Origin of the sequence: Calothrix anomala FACHB-343 (assembly GCF_014696435.1) — a bacterium.
GTDB lineage: Bacteria > Cyanobacteriota > Cyanobacteriia > Cyanobacteriales > Nostocaceae > Aulosira > Aulosira anomala_A.
The window spans coordinates 1-17233 of record NZ_JACJQG010000078.1 but is presented as its reverse complement, the minus strand read 5'-3'; the positions used below and the strand labels follow the sequence as shown (position 1 = coordinate 17233).

16 protein-coding genes are annotated in these 17233 nt (G+C 43.3%); 7 read left to right on the top strand and 9 right to left on the bottom strand.

The features are described from left to right. Window positions 1–31 precede the first annotated feature (31 nt). Window positions 32–1306, bottom strand: a complete 1275-nt coding sequence (purD, locus tag H6G08_RS31210; RefSeq protein ID WP_190550259.1) for a phosphoribosylamine--glycine ligase — start codon at window positions 1304–1306, stop codon at window positions 32–34. Between the two features lie 360 nt (window positions 1307–1666). Between purD and H6G08_RS38395 the strand changes: the two genes are divergently transcribed. The 6 genes from H6G08_RS38395 to H6G08_RS31185 all read left to right on the top strand — a co-directional run bounded on the left by H6G08_RS38395 (window position 1667) and on the right by H6G08_RS31185 (window position 7418). Beyond that, complete coding sequence (locus H6G08_RS38395; protein ID WP_277877870.1) at window positions 1667–1789, top strand: hypothetical protein; 123 nt, start codon at window positions 1667–1669, stop codon at window positions 1787–1789. 51 nt (window positions 1790–1840) lie between these two features. Further along, window positions 1841–3121 (top strand): M16 family metallopeptidase, encoded by a 1281-nt coding sequence (locus H6G08_RS31205; RefSeq protein WP_190550258.1) that lies wholly within the window; start codon window positions 1841–1843, stop codon window positions 3119–3121. A 135-nt stretch (window positions 3122–3256) separates the two neighbouring features. After that, window positions 3257–4120, top strand: a complete 864-nt coding sequence (locus H6G08_RS31200) for a fructosamine kinase family protein (RefSeq protein ID WP_190550256.1) — start codon at window positions 3257–3259, stop codon at window positions 4118–4120. Between the two features lie 588 nt (window positions 4121–4708). After that, on the top strand, window positions 4709–5320 hold the full coding sequence (locus H6G08_RS31195; protein WP_190550254.1) for a 2OG-Fe(II) oxygenase: 612 nt from the start codon (window positions 4709–4711) through the stop codon (window positions 5318–5320). Between the two features lie 123 nt (window positions 5321–5443). Continuing rightward, a complete protein-coding gene (locus tag H6G08_RS31190) occupies window positions 5444–6034 on the top strand; it encodes an L-threonylcarbamoyladenylate synthase (protein ID WP_190550252.1) in 591 nt (196 codons plus the stop codon). Between the two features lie 388 nt (window positions 6035–6422). Next, window positions 6423–7418, top strand: a complete 996-nt coding sequence (locus H6G08_RS31185) for a sensor histidine kinase (RefSeq protein ID WP_190550250.1) — start codon at window positions 6423–6425, stop codon at window positions 7416–7418. On the opposite strand, the gene H6G08_RS31180 is transcribed toward H6G08_RS31185, so the two are convergent. The 8 genes from H6G08_RS31180 to H6G08_RS31145 all read right to left on the bottom strand — a co-directional run bounded on the left by H6G08_RS31180 (window position 7366) and on the right by H6G08_RS31145 (window position 15234). Then, a complete protein-coding gene (locus H6G08_RS31180) occupies window positions 7366–7836 on the bottom strand; it encodes a GNAT family N-acetyltransferase (protein WP_190550247.1) in 471 nt (156 codons plus the stop codon). The two genes, H6G08_RS31185 and H6G08_RS31180, sit on opposite strands and share 53 nt — an antisense overlap. Window positions 7837–8092: 256 nt before the next feature. Then, window positions 8093–8530, bottom strand: a complete 438-nt coding sequence (locus H6G08_RS31175) for a hypothetical protein (RefSeq protein ID WP_190550245.1) — start codon at window positions 8528–8530, stop codon at window positions 8093–8095. A gap of 148 nt (window positions 8531–8678) precedes the next feature. Further along, window positions 8679–9674: a protein translocase subunit SecF gene (gene secF / locus H6G08_RS31170; protein WP_190550243.1), complete on the bottom strand. Its 996-nt coding sequence runs from the start codon at window positions 9672–9674 to the stop codon at window positions 8679–8681. Continuing rightward, complete coding sequence (secD, locus tag H6G08_RS31165) at window positions 9671–11086, bottom strand: protein translocase subunit SecD (RefSeq protein ID WP_190550284.1); 1416 nt, start codon at window positions 11084–11086, stop codon at window positions 9671–9673. Before secD ends, secF begins: the two co-directional genes overlap by 4 nt. Before the next feature lie 326 nt (window positions 11087–11412). Next, complete coding sequence (locus H6G08_RS31160) at window positions 11413–12396, bottom strand: alpha-ketoacid dehydrogenase subunit beta (RefSeq protein WP_096646874.1); 984 nt, start codon at window positions 12394–12396, stop codon at window positions 11413–11415. Window positions 12397–12678: 282 nt separating this feature from the next. Beyond that, the gene (locus H6G08_RS31155; protein ID WP_096646873.1) at window positions 12679–12966 is read right to left on the bottom strand and encodes a helix-turn-helix domain-containing protein; all 288 of its coding nucleotides are present in this window, start codon (window positions 12964–12966) and stop codon (window positions 12679–12681) included. Between the two features lie 576 nt (window positions 12967–13542). Continuing rightward, window positions 13543–14532, bottom strand: a complete 990-nt coding sequence (hemB, locus tag H6G08_RS31150; protein WP_096646872.1) for a porphobilinogen synthase — start codon at window positions 14530–14532, stop codon at window positions 13543–13545. Window positions 14533–15090: 558 nt separating this feature from the next. After that, complete coding sequence (locus tag H6G08_RS31145) at window positions 15091–15234, bottom strand: hypothetical protein (RefSeq protein ID WP_190550241.1); 144 nt, start codon at window positions 15232–15234, stop codon at window positions 15091–15093. Window positions 15235–15452: 218 nt separating this feature from the next. Here H6G08_RS31145 and prfC point away from each other — a divergent pair, with 218 nt between their 5' ends. Further along, window positions 15453–17093 carry a peptide chain release factor 3 gene (gene prfC, locus H6G08_RS31140; RefSeq protein ID WP_190550239.1) on the top strand — a complete coding sequence of 547 codons (1641 nt, stop codon included), beginning with the start codon at window positions 15453–15455 and terminating at the stop codon, window positions 17091–17093. Window positions 17094–17233: the final 140 nt, after the last annotated feature.

The window sequence follows — 17233 nt, the reverse complement described above, 5'->3', positions numbered from 1 at the left end:
TACCCATGCCCAATGCCCCATGCCCAATGCCCTAATCCTTCACTCTATGCCCAATGTCCCTACGGTAATATATGCCTGTAAAGTGAATTGATTCTAAACCTTTGTAGGCTTGGGCGATCGCTTCTGCAAAATTTGCGCCTGTACCAGTGACGTTTAATACGCGCCCGCCATTGGTGACAATTTCTTGTTGCTGGTTTAATGTTGTCCCTGCATGAAATACGGTGACTCCGGTGGCGGTGGCTTGAGTAATTCCCGTAATTACATATCCTTTTTCATACTCTCCAGGATAACCGCCAGCAGCAGCAACAACGGTGGCTGCTGCTCCGGGTTTCCAAGCGATTGGTGTTTGGGCTAAACGCTGTTCTACACAGGCTAAAATTAACTCTTCTAAGGGGGTTTCTAGCAGGGGGAGGATGACTTGAGTTTCCGGATCGCCAAAGCGACAGTTAAATTCCAACACCTTAAAGTCGCCGTTGGGAGCAATCATTAAGCCGGCGTAGAGTACACCCCGGTAATCTATACCTTTAGCTTTTAAAGTCGCGATCGCTCTTTCTAAAACTTCAGTTTGCACCCGCGCCATAATCTCTGGTGTGGCAATGGGCGCAGGGGCGTAAGCTCCCATTCCCCCGGTATTATCGCCTGTATCGCCTTCGCCTATACGTTTATGATCCTGGGCGGGTAATAAGGGGCGAATTGTTAAGCCATCAGTTAAGGCTAACACCGAAACTTCTTGCCCAATTAAACATTCTTCAATAACAACAAATTCCCCAGCACTGCCAAATTGTCCTTGAAATATCGCCTCAATGGCACTGTGAGCCTGTTCTACAGTTTCCGCCACTGTGACGCCTTTACCAGCCGCCAAGCCATCAGCTTTAACTACAATTGGTGCGCCCTGGGCGGTGACATAAGATTTAGCAGCTGCGGCTTCGGTAAATACGGCGGCTTTCGCTGTAGGAATACCAGCTTCTTGCATTAAAGCCTTCGACCAAGCCTTACTTGCTTCAATTTGTGCCCCGGCTCTAGTAGGTCCGAATACCTTTAATCCTTGATTATGAAGAAAATCTGTAATTCCTTTCGCTAAGGGTACTTCCGGCCCCACTACGACAAGATTTATCCCATTATGATGACAATAATTACCAATGCCCGGAAAATCATCTACCGCCAGAGGTATATTTTGGCAATTTGCCATACTTGCCGTACCGCCATTACCCGGTACACAAAAAACTTGCTCAACTTGGTTAGATTGCAGCAGTTTCCAAGCCAGAGCGTGTTCGCGCCCCCCATTTCCAACAACTAAAACTTTCACGGATATCCTCTTACTTCCCTTGGCAACAGCGAAGCTACTCGCGGATCAATTTTTTCATCAATGCTTGTGTTAATGCAAGGGGCATGGGGCATTGGGCATTGGGCATTGGGCATGGGGCATTGAAACAATTTTGGATTTGAGATTGAAATTCACGCATCGTAAATCTAAAGTTTCTTGTCCTCCTTATCTCTTACAACTATTTTCAAGACAGCTAATCACGAGAAAATCTCACAACCAAACATAAAAATATCTCTTCCCAGTCAACAGTCAACGCTTATTTTCAAGTTAGCCATTCACGCCAGGTTTTGGCACAACCAAGCATGAAAATTTGTCTTTCCCATGCCCAATGCCCAATGCCCCATGCCCATTTTCAAGTTAGTCAATCACGAAAAAATTTTACAACCAAATATGAAAATATCTCTTTCCCATGCCCAATGCCCAATGCCCCATACCCATTTTCCCACTAGTACTTACCAGTCATAGATAAGATTAAAGAAGTAAGGCCGTTTTTCACCTCACCACTCACTACTACCAATGACCTCAACCCTGATAAAATTTCCTCGTCTCAATGCTCCAAAACTGCACCAGTTACCGAACGGCTTAACCATAGTCGCGGAGCAAATGCCGATTGATGCTGTAAACCTCAGCTTGTGGATTAACGTAGGCTCGGCGGTAGAATCGGATACTATTAACGGCATGGCTCATTTTTTAGAGCACATGATTTTTAAGGGCACAAAACGCCTAGCTAGTGGCGAATTTGAACGTCGCATTGAAGAAAGAGGTGCGGTAACTAATGCCGCTACTAGCCAAGATTATACTCATTACTATATAACTACTGCTCCCAAGGATTTTGCCGAACTTGCGCCGCTACAAATGGATGTGGTGTTTAATCCTAGTATTGAGGATGATGCTTTTGAACGGGAACGCTTGGTAGTGTTGGAAGAAATTCGCCGTTCTGAAGATAATCCCCAACGGCGGACTTTTCGGCGGGCGATGGAAATGGCTTTTGAACGCTTACCTTATCGTCGTCCGGTATTGGGGCCGGAATCGGTGATTTCTCAACTTAAACCGCAGCAAATGCGCGATTTTCACGGGAGTTTGTATCAACCCCCATCGATTACGGCTGTGGCTGTGGGGAATTTGCCGACGGAAGAATTAATTGATATTGTGGCTCAAGGTATTAATGAAACGATTACCAGCAAAAATGCCCAATTGTGGGTAGAATCGGTAATCCATCCCGAACCAGCGTTTACAGAAGTTGTGCGCCAAGAATTTGTGGATGAAAGTCTTCAACAAGCGCGACTGGTGATAGTGTGGCGAGTTCCGGGGTTGAAATATATTGAGGAAACCTACGCCCTGGATGTATTAGCGGGAATTTTAGGCCATGGGCGTACATCCAGACTGGTACATGATTTGCGGGAAGAAAGAAATTTAGTTTCTTCGATTGCTGTGAGCAATATGAGCAATCAGCTACAAGGGACATTTTATATTTCTGCTAAGTGCCCAGTGGAAAATGTCGCCGCAGTAGAAGAGGCGATCGCGCAACATATCCGCATGTTACAAACAGAATTGGTAAAATCCTCAGAAATTGCGCGAGTACGCCGCCGAGTCGCCAACCGATTTATTTTTGGCAATGAAACCCCAAGCGATCGCGCTGGGTTGTATGGTTATTATCAGTCCATGCTGGGAGATTTAGAACCAGCCTTCAACTACCCCGCCAATATCCAAGCCCAAGAAGCCAGCGACTTAATGCAAGCCGCTCAAAAATATCTTTCTCCCGATGCTTATGGTGTAGTTGTAATTAAACCAGAATAGGGCATTGGGCATGGGGCATTGGGCATTGGGCATGGAAGGGGGATAATTGTACAGACAAGGGTTCATCGCGTCTCTAGCAAATGACTCTTGTACAGACAAGGGTTCATCGCGTCTCTAGCAAAGCAAATAAACACAATGTGGACAGATATTGATGCCCATATTAGCCGGGTGACGGGGGAAAAATTTCAGAGTCAGCAAAGGCGCTCGGTGAGTGGTGGGTGCATTAACCAAGGCTATGCTGTCTCTGATAATGAACGTACCTATTTTGTCAAACTCAATCAAGCATCCCAGGTGGCGATGTTTGAAGCTGAGGCGCTGGGGTTGGCGGAAATGCTGAATACGGCTAGTATTCGCGTTCCTCAACCTTTGTGCTGGGGAACTGTGGGGAATTCTGGCTACATTGTGTTGGAATGGTTAGAGATGGGGGGTAATAACACCAAATCTTCTCAAGAAATGGGGCGAAAGCTAGCGCAAATGCATAAAGCGACTAGTAGTCAAGGTTTTGGTTGGAAAATTAACAATACTATTGGTTCCACGCCCCAAATTAATAATTGGACGGCAGATTGGGCAGAATTTTATGCAAAACATCGCTTAGGTTATCAATTTCAGTTAGCTAGGCGACGCGGAGGGAGTTTTCCTAAGGAAGAGAAGTTATTAGCAGCTATCCCGGAATTATTAGCGGATCGTGATGTAGAACCTTCTTTGGTACATGGCGATTTATGGGGTGGGAATGCGGGGTGTACGGTGTCTGGCGAACCAGTGATATTTGATCCGGCGACTTATTTTGGCGATCGCGAAGTTGATATCGCTATGACAGAATTATTTGGTGGTTTCCCCGCCGCATTTTATCAAGGTTATAACGAAGTCTTTCCTTTAGATGTCGGTTACGAGCAAAGAAAGGCGCTTTATAACCTGTATCACATCCTGAATCACTTCAATTTATTTGGCGGTGGTTACGCTTCTCAAGCAAATCGCACGATCGATCAGATTTTGCGTTAAACGCCACACCCAAAAATTGAGTATTAAACCACATTTATTTTGAGAACCATAGTTTTAAAAGTAGTGGGAGCATCTTGCTCCCTGCGCTTCTTAGCGGGCAAGACTTCGGTGTGAGCGCTCAGTCGAACCCTGCCCGCACTACTCCAGGTTTCAAAATGGACGATGTTTAAAGCTAATGAATGATAACAGCAATCTGAGAGCGTATCCAATTTTAAACAAAATAAATATAGCTATTGTTGTGGTTATTTTCTTTTTTTAGTCTTTATATAATCCGTGAAGTTAAAATACGATTCAGAAAGTTAGTTTGCGAGTCAGAAAGTTAGTTTGCGAATCGTAAGTGTTAGTTTGCGAGTCAGAAAGTTAGTTTCTGAGTCAGAAAGTTAGTTTGCGAATCGCAAAAGCTAAAATAATAGTCGCAAAAGTTAAAATACAATTCACAAACTTAATTTACGAGAGAAATTATGAATTTAGGCGATGTAGTGAAGAATAAAGTCCTGACTACGAATGCTTTCCCTGCATACACAGCAATGGCATAATTGATTTCTTGGTCATCGTTCTTCCCGATTCAACAGAGTTATTCGCGTCACAGTGAAACACTATCAATTACAACCCAATGCTTTCCCCAGCAATTATCTCAACGACTTATGGGGAGAAATCCACGCTTGTCCTTATTTTGCGGTTAACAATCTCAACCGCGATTTTGTGGGGACGAAGGGATTTTCTGTAGTGTTTCAAAAATCACATATAGCCAAAGTAGAACAAAAATTTCCCTACTTTAAGCCTTATATGGATTTGGCGCTGAAAGAGAACTGTAACGCTTTTTACCTCAATCCTTTGTTGCTCAAGGAAGGTTCTCGTGTCGATCCGCACATCGATCGCTCTTTGCGTTCCTATTGTAAAACTATTGAGCCGCCATTATTTGTCAGCGTTCTGTACGTGCGCGTACCAGAGAATATGCAAGGGGGAGAATTGGTATTGCGATCGCAAAAACGCCAACTTGGGCAAATTAAACCGCAAATGAATACTTTACTCTACTTTCAAGGCGATTTAACCCATTCTGTTAACGCTGTGCAAACCCCCGGTTATCGCTTGAGTCTGGTATGCGAGCAGTATAGCTTGAGTGATGTAGAATTGGCAGAAATCCCAGAATTTACCATTGAGTCAAGAGTTGCTAATTCATCAGCAAAAAAGCGCAAGTAGGACTAATTTGTAATTTGCAATGACAACAATTAGATATTTAGATTTAGGTTTTGCTGAGTAATGCGCACCCTACATGTATTTTAAAAATCAGATATTAAGTTTTACACAGCCAATACTAGCAATATGACGCAAGTTTCCTTCGCAGAACTAATAGATGGCGCACGCGCTGGGTTATTGGTGAGTTTTCCTACGGATACTGTACCAGCACTAGCATCTTTACCAGAAAAGGCAGAATTAATTTTTGCGGCTAAACAACGCAGTCAGGATAAACCGTTGATTTTAATGGGTGCGAAAGCTGAAGATTTATGGCCTTATGTGCAAGGTCAAACAGATGAGTATAAAATCTGGCAGGAAATTACAAATAAATATTGGCCGGGTGGACTGACTTTAGTTTTACCCGCTTCTGATTTAGTGCCAAAGGTGATGAATCCTACCGATCCAACGACAATTGGAATTAGAGTACCAGATAGCGCGATCGCTCAACGCATTTTATCCCAAACAGGCCCTTTAGCTACCACTAGCGCCAATCTTTCTGGTCAACCGCCTTTACAAACTATGGCGGAAATTGAGTCTCAATTCTCCCAAGCTTTGACTTTGAGCGTCACAGAAGTTTCCCAAGATACATCTACAGGGGGTGTACCTTCAACTGTCGCTAAATGGACAGGAAATAATTGGCAAATTTTACGCCAAGGCAATATCAAGTTAAATAAGTAGTCGTGCAAAATAAATTATACATTTAGGCAAGGGAACAGGGAACAGGGAAGGAATACAGCGATTTTATCTGTATTGAAAAAATGTCTAAATAATTATGCGTAGGTACTTATTTAACTTATAATCTGCCAATAATCTACTAAATAGCGATCGTGAACTGCGTACAGCAGAACAGATGAAAAATTCATTAATCCCCCTTGCTCCCTGCTCCCTGCTCCCCTGCTTTTTTCAGTCGGAATCTGCTATTGCAGTAAGTAAATAGAATTTAAAGAACGCTTCAGGGAATAATAAAATTGCTGCATTGTCAATATCTAGGTCTGAGACTAAGAATTAGGAACTTAATTTTGACTATTTTTGGTCAAAGAATCTAATTATATAATTGCCGAATACTATGAATTGGAGTAACTGGGTATATTTAGGATTGGGACTAGCTTTAGGATTGAGTTTTCGTTGGTTCTGGGGACGTTCTAGCCAGGGTATAACTAGCTCATCCCTGGTAGCAACTACAGAATCAAAGTCTGTGGATGATACTGTAATTGAGACTACCCAGAAACCAGAAATAGCGCCGGAATCTTTAACACAATTGCGCCAAAGCTTACAAGAAACTCAGCTAGCATACGCAATGGCTAAGGAGATGAGCCAGTTTAAAGCGGGTTTTTTAGCACGAACTACCCATGAATTGCGATCGCCTCTGAATGGTTTAATTGGTTTACATCAGTTAATTTTGTCGGATTTGTGTGAAAATCCCGAAGAAGAGCGGGAATTTGTGGCGCAAGCTCACGAACGAGCATTAAAGCTACTCAAGCTGATTGATGAAATTCTCAATGTTGCTAGGGTAGAGCATGGCACTAATAAGTTAGATATTCAACCTCTGTCATTAGCGGAGATTTTGCAAGAGGTTGATAAATTAACTCACATGCTGGCGGCGAATCGCAATTATCCCTTGCAAATTTCCCCACCCGATCCAGAAACTTATGTTTTAGCCGATCCGCGTTGGTTGCGGCAAATATTGGTAACTTTAATAGATACAGCGATCGCGCAGATGGAAGAAGGAAGTATTTCTCTGACTACTGCAACTGCGGGTAATATTGCATACATTTGGTTAGATGTCCCAGTTCACGCGCTACCGGGAAGTGAATCTATTGATTTCATTAAATCCATAGAGTTTATTGATACAGAAGACAAATCTGTATTAATGCAAAATCAGCCGAGTTTGTCACCAGGGATGAAGTTGTTACTCAATCAAACACTATTAGAAGCGATGGGAGGAAAATTAGAAATTGTTCCTCCTAGCACTGAGTTAGAAACCGCAGAATTTACCAGATTACAACTATCTATACCCCTCGCGATCGCTGAAGTTGAATTTCTCCCGTCGTTAGAGAATTAAACTCAGATTGGTTGTGTAATACCATAGTCGTGGTTTTGTTACATTCAAAGCCAATCTTTTCATAAAATTCTTGTTGATGAGTTGTCATCAAATATACACGCTCAACCGACCTCACGCGGGGATGGCTGAGGACTGTTTCCACTAATTTGCTACCCAATCCCCGACCGCGATATTCTGGATGAATCACCACATCCCAAATTGTCGCGCGATAGATAACATCGGAAGTTGCTCGCGCAAAGCCCACGAGCCTTTGCTCATCCCACAGAGAAATTACAGGTTCGCTATTGGCTATAGCTATACTCAAATCTTCTATACTCCGTTCTCTCGCCCAAAAAGCCGAGAGATTAAATAGCTGTTGTAGTTGGTGAAGATCAATTTCAGATTTGCGATCGCTAAATTGAATTTGAGAATAGTTCATTGACAACACCCAGAGCAGTATTTTTACTACCTTCAACCTTATTTTTACAGATTTTGCTAAATATGCAGCGCTTATTTTGGCTCTGGTTATAGGGCAATACGGTTCAGTTAAGGATAATCGTAGGTTGGGTTGAACGAAGTGAAACCCAACAAAAGCTCGGAAATGTTGGGTTTCGTTCCTCAACCCAACCTACACAGTTTAAGGTTTTCAAGGCTAACTGAACTGTATTGCTCTAAAAAATGTATTCATATTTACTCTAATTATCTTTAATTTCTTTTACTGGCTGACATACCCACTTCCACAGAGGATGACTAGAACCTTGCTGGCGGATGCGAAATACTTGCTTTTCTAATTGTTGCTTTTCCTTGGCTGGTAGTCCCATCAAAATATTGCGACTTTGCCAAATTAAAACAGAAGTTGTCATTCCAATACACAAGGCTAAACCAAAGGTAGACAGTGGATGGTATACAAGTCCATATCGCACTGCTACCCAAGTAAAGTATTGTCGCCATAGAGCAATTTCTGCTTTGAGGTTCCACAAGCAAATAGGCGCGATGGTTAGCCACAAGCAACCGACAAACAACCATCGACCGTAGACTGTCAGCTGATGTAGCCTTTGCACTTGTTGGGCAAAAGTTGGGTCAGGATTGTGCAAGTTATTGCCATTAAGTGACGGTTGTTCCGATTGATCCATAGAGCTGAAGAAGGCAGAATATGAGTGCTATTAATGGGAATTGCGGATTTGCGATTTTTGATTGGGGATACTGTTGTTTAAGATATGCCACCAATCGCAAATCATCCAATCTATCGCAAATTTACCCAACTAGGAAATAGCGGCAAGTTTAAGTATCTTGGGAACCAGCAGAGGTATCGAGCATCTCAGGACTAGCTCCTGCACTAGATTTACCAGTACGTTCTCGCCAGAGAGTTAGCAAAGTACTAGCGATAAAAATACTCGAATAAGCCCCCGCAATAAAGCCAATTAGTAGAGCTAAAGCAAAGTTTTTCAGGGTTTCTCCCCCAAAAAACAAGATAGCCAATAAAGGCAGCATGGTTGTTAAGGTTGTGTTGATGGATCGGCCTAAGGTTTGGTTAACCGCATCATCCACAATCTCAGCTATGGGACGGTTGGGATTAATTTTCAGGGTTTCACGAATGCGATCGTAAATTACTACGGTATCGTTGACGGAAAATCCTGTAATTGTTAACAGGGCGACAATAAACAAGCTGTCTACTTCTGTACCTAGTGTTAAACCAAATATCGAAAAAATCCCGGCTGTAATTAAAACATCATGAAATAGCGCCACAATGGCAAATACAGCATAGTCCAACTGAAAGCGGACTGTTAAGTAAAGAATGATGCCCACAAAGGACACAATCAGGGCGATAATGCCGGATGTAAACAACTCTCGTCCTAAAGATGGCCCTACGGTGTCAATTTGGTTTTTTGTTTCGTCAAAAGCACCGATTTTTTCGCTTAAAGCAGTTTGCAGCTGAGTACGCTGTTTGAGATCTAAGGTTTTTGTCCGGATTAAGATGCCATTTTCGGCTTTAGTTTCTCTGTCAGCAACAATTTGGATACTGCTATCACCCAGTCCTTTGTCTTTAGCTACATCTCGGACGACATTAATATCAATTGGCTGATCGCAGTTACCAGGTTTATTGCAGTCCCGTTCTAGGAGCAATCTTGTACCACCGACAAAATCTAAACTGGGACGCAGGGGTGCTTTAATGTTGGGATTTTGCCAAGAAATCACCATTGCGGCGATACCAGCGAGGATAACGGCAGACGAAATAACCCACCAAAGCGATCGCGATTTGTTAATACTTAGTTTCATTGCGCTACCTCTGCCTTGTTCGATGTTGGCAGGTTCGGACAGTATAATTCTGGTTTACGTAGTGAGGAAATGGAAATAGCGACAAACATGAAGGTGCGGCTACAAGTAATGGCACTAAACATACTCATGGCTACCCCTAAAGCCAAGGTGACGGCAAAACCTTTGACCAAGCCAGATCCTAACCAGAATAGTGCGGCACAGGCAATCACTGTGGTGACGTTACCATCGAGAATACTAGAAAAGGCGCGATAAAAGCCAGATTCTACAGAACGATACAAGCTTTTACCTGCTTGCAATTCTTCTCTTGTGCGTTCAAAAATTAGTACATTGGCATCCACTGCCATGCCAATACTCAGAATAAATCCGGCAATCCCTGGTAAAGTCAGGGTGATACCCAACAAAGCAAAGCTAGCCCAGGTTAACAAAGCGTAGATAATCAAGGCGAAATTGGCAATTAAACCGGGTAGGCGGTAATAGACCACCATAAAGATTAAGACTAAAATTAGACCGCCAATCCCCGCATAGATACTGCTTTGAATACTGTCTTTACCTAAGGTAGCGCCAACTGTGCGGATTTCGGCAATTTCTACGGGAACAGGTAATGCACCACCGCGTAGCTGTACGCCTAAATCATTGGCTTCTTGGGGGGTAAAAGTACCTGTAATTACAGCTGAACCACCAGTAATCCCGGTAGCTGCAAATTCTGGGCCGACGCTAGGAGAACTGATTAATTCATTATCGAGAAAAATGCCAATCGCCCGTCCAGTACCGGCGAGGTTTTTTGTCAGTTCGGCAAACAGTTCGCCACCTTTGGGTTTAAAGCGAATGGCCACATTCCAGTTATTACCTTGTTGGGTGGGTTCACCGTAGGCATTTTCTAGATATTTACCAATGAGGGGCGGATTGGTACTTTCAAATAATTCCGCGATCGCTTGATTATTTTTCTGCAACTCTTCTTGATTTTTAGCGATCGCTGCTGCATCGTTGCTATTTCTCAATTCGTCTTGCTTTTTCTTCAATTCAAATCGCGAAGCTCTAAAAGCAAATAGTTGAGGTTCTGTACTCGGTTTTTGTTTACGAAATTCTAATTCTGCTGTACCGCCAAGAATTCTTTCAGCTTGTTCTGGATCGTTTACCCCTGGAAGTTGCACCAGGATTTTATCTGTACCCACAGTTTGAATTACCGGTTCAGAAACGCCGAGTCCGTTAATCCGGCCTTCGACAACTTTCTTCACACCTTCTAATTCGTTTTCGGTGATTTGCTTAATTTCTGCTGTTGGTTTCACCTGAATTGTTAACTGTGAACCACCGCGCAAATCCAATCCTAAGGGAATGGGAATTGTGAGAATCACTGCAATAGCAGCAATAATCAAAACGACAATTAACGCTAATAGCGATCGCTGTTTTTGCATACCATAACCATCACTCGCAACTGACAAACGCTATAATAGCGTTCTTTTCCATCGTTATGAGTTATTGGTTAAGAGTGGTAACTTTTATTGTAAAAGAAGGCAGATGGCAGAGGGCAGAGGGCAGAAGGTTTGGTTCACGTGGAAATTTCACCTCACATCTGAATTAGAGCCAGCAAATTTCCCATTGGCGATCGCACAAAACAGAGGAGACTAAATAATCTGTCCAATTTCATCCCTGCATCTTTCTGAGGCTAGGGATGATGCAAATTGAATGCTGATTAACTTCATTCCTTCTGCCATCTGCCTCCTGCCCTCTGCCTTGATTATTAAACGCGCATAGCCACCATTTTTTGTACGGCTTCTACGATTTGTTCTGGTTGAACAATTGTCAGACGCTCGAGGTTGCCGTTATATGGTGTGGGAATATCTTGAGATGAAAGACGCAATACAGGCGCATCTAACTCATCAAATAAGCGGTCATTAATGGAAGCGATAACTTCTGCGCCAATACCTGCTGTACGCATAGCTTCTTCCACAACAATGACGCGATGAGTTTTGCGAATCGAAGCACCGATGGTATCAAAATCTAAAGGTTTCAGTGATATTAAATCAATGACTTCGGGGTCGTAACCTTGTTTTTCTAAAGTTTTCACAGCTTGCATCACGTGATGACGCATCCGTGAATATGTAAGAATTGTGACATCTTTACCGCGACGCACAACTTCTGCTTTATCTAAAGGTAATACATATTCTTCTTCTGGCAGGTCTTCTTTTAAGTTGTAAAGTAAAACATGTTCAAAGAACAATACGGGGTTGTCATCGCGGATTGCCGCTTTCAATAAACCTTTAGCATTGTAAGGTGTAGAGCAAGCGACAATTTTTAACCCAGGAACCGCTTGGAAGTAAGTTTCTAAGCGTTGGGAATGTTCTGCACCTAGCTGTCTACCTACACCACCAGGGCCGCGAATCACCATCGGGATTTTAAAGTTACCGCCGGAAGTATAACGCAGCATTCCCGCGTTGTTGGAGATTTGGTTAAATGCCAACAGCAAGAAACCCATATTCATACCTTCGATGATTGGTCTTAAGCCAGTCATCGCTGCACCCACAGCCAAGCCTGTAAAACTATTTTCGGCGATGGGGGTATCGAGAACTCTCAAATCGCCATACTTTTTATACAGGTCTTTGGTAACCTTGTAGGAACCGCCATAATGTCCTACGTCTTCACCTAGCACAAATACACTAGAATCACGCGCCATTTCTTCATCAATGGCTTCACGGAGGGCGTTAAAGAAAAGAGTCTCTGCCATTTAAATCTTAAATACAACTGTTGCTATAGAATCTTATCGCGCCGCCGTGGCAAATACCGTCAGCGATCGCACTAGTTGAAAAAGTCATTTGTAATTGGGCATTGGGCATCCCTTCTCTGCGAGACGCTACGCGAACGACTTCGCTCAGGGCGAGTGGGCATTGGGCATTTGTTCAGAGACGCGATGAATCGCGTCTGTACAATTATCTTCCTTGTCTCCCTTGTCTCCCTTGTCTCCCTTGTCCCTTCTAACCCCTAGCCCCTAGCCCCTAGCCCCTAGCCCCTAAGTACAAACTGGCGAATCAGCTACTTGCGTGACAACTTCTGGGAAGCGTTTTGGTCTACCTGGTTTGCGTTTATGGCGTTGGTTAATTGATTTTTCGCTAGCTGCTGCTAACTCTTCTGGCGTGCATTTAAATAGACGCAACGCATCTAAATATTTTTTCGGTGTCATTGTCGGTTCAGTACGCCCAGCTTCCCAGTTGCGCACACTAGTTTCACTGATTGCAAGCCTGAAGGCAACCTCTGCACGGCTAAGGCCAGCGCGTTCTCTCAGGACTTGCATATCCATATCTCATGCTCCCTAGAAAAACTTAGATTGTATTTATTAAATCGGCTGACATTAAATGTCGATTACGGAAATTTTATTAACTATATTCTTTTATAAGCGATCGCCCGCGAATCTGGCAAACGAAACCACCCCATATTTATGTACTATCGCGGATATATTTGACTTGTTTTCATGTCCGCGATTGCTCATCTCCGTAAATATTCTAGTAGTGAGAAATGTTCTGTGGGTAAGGATTTCAGTCAGTTAATTTCTATTAACCGATCTCCAGTCATCACCTAAACATTTTAATTGTTGAGATTTATTGCTTAATGCATCTGGAATCGCTTATGGAAGTGCGGTAGTTCAGTGATGCCAGTAAAAGTTTTACTAGCCCCTCAAGCTGTATAGTAAATGGGGCTTTTTTAGTTTTTTCCGCCTGACGCAGGTTTGACCAAGAATTTAAGTTTATTCTTCAACAAAAACTTTGCGAAATTCCCACAATAATCTCACGCTGAGATACCAAGATACTCAATCTAATTAGCACCTTGATACCTATGCGTGAGATTAGTTAACAAAAGAGCGATCGCTCTCTTTAATTTACCTGCTAGACTCTAACCAACGGGCTGCGTCTTTGGCGTGGTAAGTCAAAATTAAATCTGCGCCAGCACGTTTAAAGCCGGTTAAAGTTTCCATGACTATGCGCTGTTCGTCAACCCAGCCGTTGAGGGCAGCAGCTTTCACCATAGAATATTCGCCAGAAACGTTATAAGCCGCTACTGGTAGGTTGCTGGCTTCTTTCACCCGCCAAATGACATCCATGTAGGCTAAAGCTGGCTTCACCATCAACATATCAGCGCCTTCAGCGATATCCAATTCAATTTCTTTAATCGCTTCGCGGGCGTTACCTGGATCCATTTGGTAAGTTCTGCGATCGCCAAATTGTGGTGTTGATTCCGCCGCATCTCTAAATGGGCCATAATAAGCTGAGGCATATTTAGCCGCATAAGATAAAATCGGCGTATCTTGGAAACCAGCTTCATCTAAACCAGCACGAATAGCTTGCACAAAACCGTCCATCATTCCCGAAGGTGCAATAATATCCGCGCCAGCTTTCGCTTGAGAAACTGCTGTTTTCTTGAGTAATTCTAAAGTTGGATCGTTTAATACTCTGCCTGTTAAATCGCCTACTTCTAAGTAGCCGCAATGACCGTGACTAGTATATTCACACAGACAAGTATCAGCAATCACAATTAAATCGGGTACTGCTTCCTTCACCGCAGTAGCTGCTTTTTGTACAATCCCGCAATCATGCCAAGCACCAGTAGCATCTACATCTTTATCAGCAGGAATACCAAACAAAATGATCGCTGGAATTCCTAAGTCATAAACTTCCTTCGCCTCTTCGACAATTTTATCTACCGAAAGTTGATAAACTCCAGGCATTGATTTAACTTCATTGGCAATTCCCTCACCAGGTACTGCAAATAAGGGGTAAATTAAATCACTTGTCGATAAACTGTTTTCTCGTACCATCCGGCGCAGTTGGGGATGGGTACGCAGACGGCGGGGGCGGTGAGTTGGAAACATAAAGTTTTATGAAGAATTACAACGCAAATGGACACAAAATAAAGCGTCACAAAAGCAAGGAAAAACCTTACTCAGCTAGGACAGACTACGAGCAGTGCTTAACTGTCCTTTGCCCTACTGTTGATGAAGCTGTGGGGCAATTTCGTATTGTACAGCGTGGCAGACATCTGTTAGACAAGCTACAAAAAAAAGATTACAAATCCCCTCAAATATCTGCCATGAACTTGTCGTTGGTCATTAGTCATTGGTCAGAGACGCGATGAACCCTTGTCTGTACAATTGTTATTTGTCAATATTAATGACTAAGGAATGAAGAAGAGGGAGAAATAAGAATTATTTGCCTTACAGATAAGCAAACAATTGTCAATTACCAAACGAAAATTAATCACTTATAATTACCACTATTGACGTTAAAAGATTCTGAAACAAAACGTAATAATGGTATGGTTCATTTAGCGATCCAGTTTGTAGTCAAGACTTCAAGCAATCAATTTTGTATCTTTGAAGTACTTACTAGGGCTAATTACCACAAAAATGAGCCAAATAGTCAGCCTTTGGTTAAGTAGATCCCTGATAACTGTTAGGGGAGTTATAAATCCAAAGTGTAGCTAAAGCAATGCTGCCATATATTCTTCCATAAACCTCTACATTTAACTGTAAGTTAATAGATTCTTTAGGTGATGGGCATTGGGCATTGGGCATTGGGCATTGGATAATATTTTTTGTCTCCCTTGTCCCCCTTGTCTCCCTTGTCCCCCTTGTCCCCCTTGTCCCCCTTGTCCCCCTTGTCCCCCTTGTCTCCCTTGTCTCCCTTGCCTCCCCAATCGACCCGATCGCGTGCGTCCTTGTTCTAAGATTAAAAGACTTACCAAGTTAAAGAAAAATTACATTAAGTTCACAGGAAGCAGATAAATACAAATATGTCAACTGAACTACAGGTAGATTTGCAACAAGCAGTTGAACTTCGCCGCAACTTTGCAATTATTTCTCACCCAGACGCAGGGAAAACGACGCTGACAGAAAAGTTACTGTTATACGGAGGAGCAATTCATGAGGCTGGGGCGGTGAAGGCGCGACGGGCGCAGCGTAAAGCTACCTCTGACTGGATGGCAATGGAACAGCAACGGGGTATTTCCATTACATCTACAGTACTGCAATTTGCCTATCGTAACTGTCAGGTAAATTTATTAGATACCCCCGGACACCAAGATTTTAGTGAAGATACCTATCGCACCCTCGCCGCCGCCGATAATGCGGTGATGCTGATTGATGTGGCGAAAGGTTTGGAACCGCAAACCCGCAAGTTATTTGAAGTTTGTAAGTTACGCGGTATTCCGATTTTTACCTTTGTGAATAAACTCGACCGTCCGGGGCGAGAACCTTTAGAATTATTGGACGAAATCGAGCAAGAATTAGGATTACAGACCTATGCGGTAAATTGGCCGATTGGGATGGGCGATCGCTTTAAAGGTGTATTTGACCGCGATAAACAACAAATTCACTTGTTTGAGCGTAGCGCCCACGGTAGCCGCGAAGCTAGAGATACCATAGTCGATTTAGGCGATGCGAGAATTGAAGAACTCCTAGAACAGGATCTTTACTACCAACTGAAAAACGACTTAGAACTGTTAGAAGGTGTCGGCCCAGAACTTGATTTAGATTTGGTACATCAAGGCAAAATGACGCCAGTGTTCTTTGGTAGTGCTATGACTAACTTCGGGGTGGAGCTATTCTTAAATTCCTTCTTGGAATACGCTCTCAAACCCGGTAGCCACAATAGCAGCGTCGGTGAAGTTCCCCCTACCTACCCAGAGTTTTCTGGCTTTGTCTTCAAACTCCAAGCTAACATGGACCCGAAACACCGCGATCGCGTGGCGTTTATTCGCGTCTGTACTGGTCGGTTTGAAAAGGATATGACGGTAACTCACGCCCGTACTGGTAAAGTAGTTCGCCTGTCCCGCCCGCAAAAATTATTTGCCCAAGAACGAGAATCCATTGATGAAGCTTATCCTGGGGATGTAATTGGTTTAAATAATCCTGGTGTATTTGCGATTGGGGATACAATTTACACCGGGCAAAAGTTGGAATATGAAGGCATTCCCTACTTCTCCCCAGAATTGTTTGCTACCCTGAGAAATCCTAACCCTTCTAAATTTAAGCAATTTCAAAAAGGCATTTCCGAATTGCGAGAAGAAGGTGCAGTACAAATTATGTACTCCACCGATGAAGCTAAACGCGACCCTATTTTAGCGGCTGTCGGTCAATTGCAGTTTGAAGTCGTACAATTTCGCTTACAAAATGAGTATGGGGTGGAAACCATCCTCGATTTGCTGCCCTATAGCGTCGCTCGTTGGGTAGAAGGTGGCTGGGAAGCTTTGAATAAGGTGGGACGTATTTTTAATACCACTACCGTTAAAGACAGCATGGGACGCCCAGTATTGCTATTCCGCAACGAGTGGAATTGTCAACAATTACAAGGCGATCATCCAGAGTTGGCATTAAGTGCGATCGCCCCAGTTTATTCTGGTCAACAAGAGGAAAAGGGGCAGGGGGCAGGTTAAAGGGGAGCATCCCAATTTTGACGCAATACCCTCAAGGGTATTGCTATACCAACAAAGCCTGCCTTCGCAGGCTAAAAGTTTGATAGCCTGCGAAGGCAGGCTTCGTATTTCTAGCCCCACCCTTATAGGGTGAGGGCGTT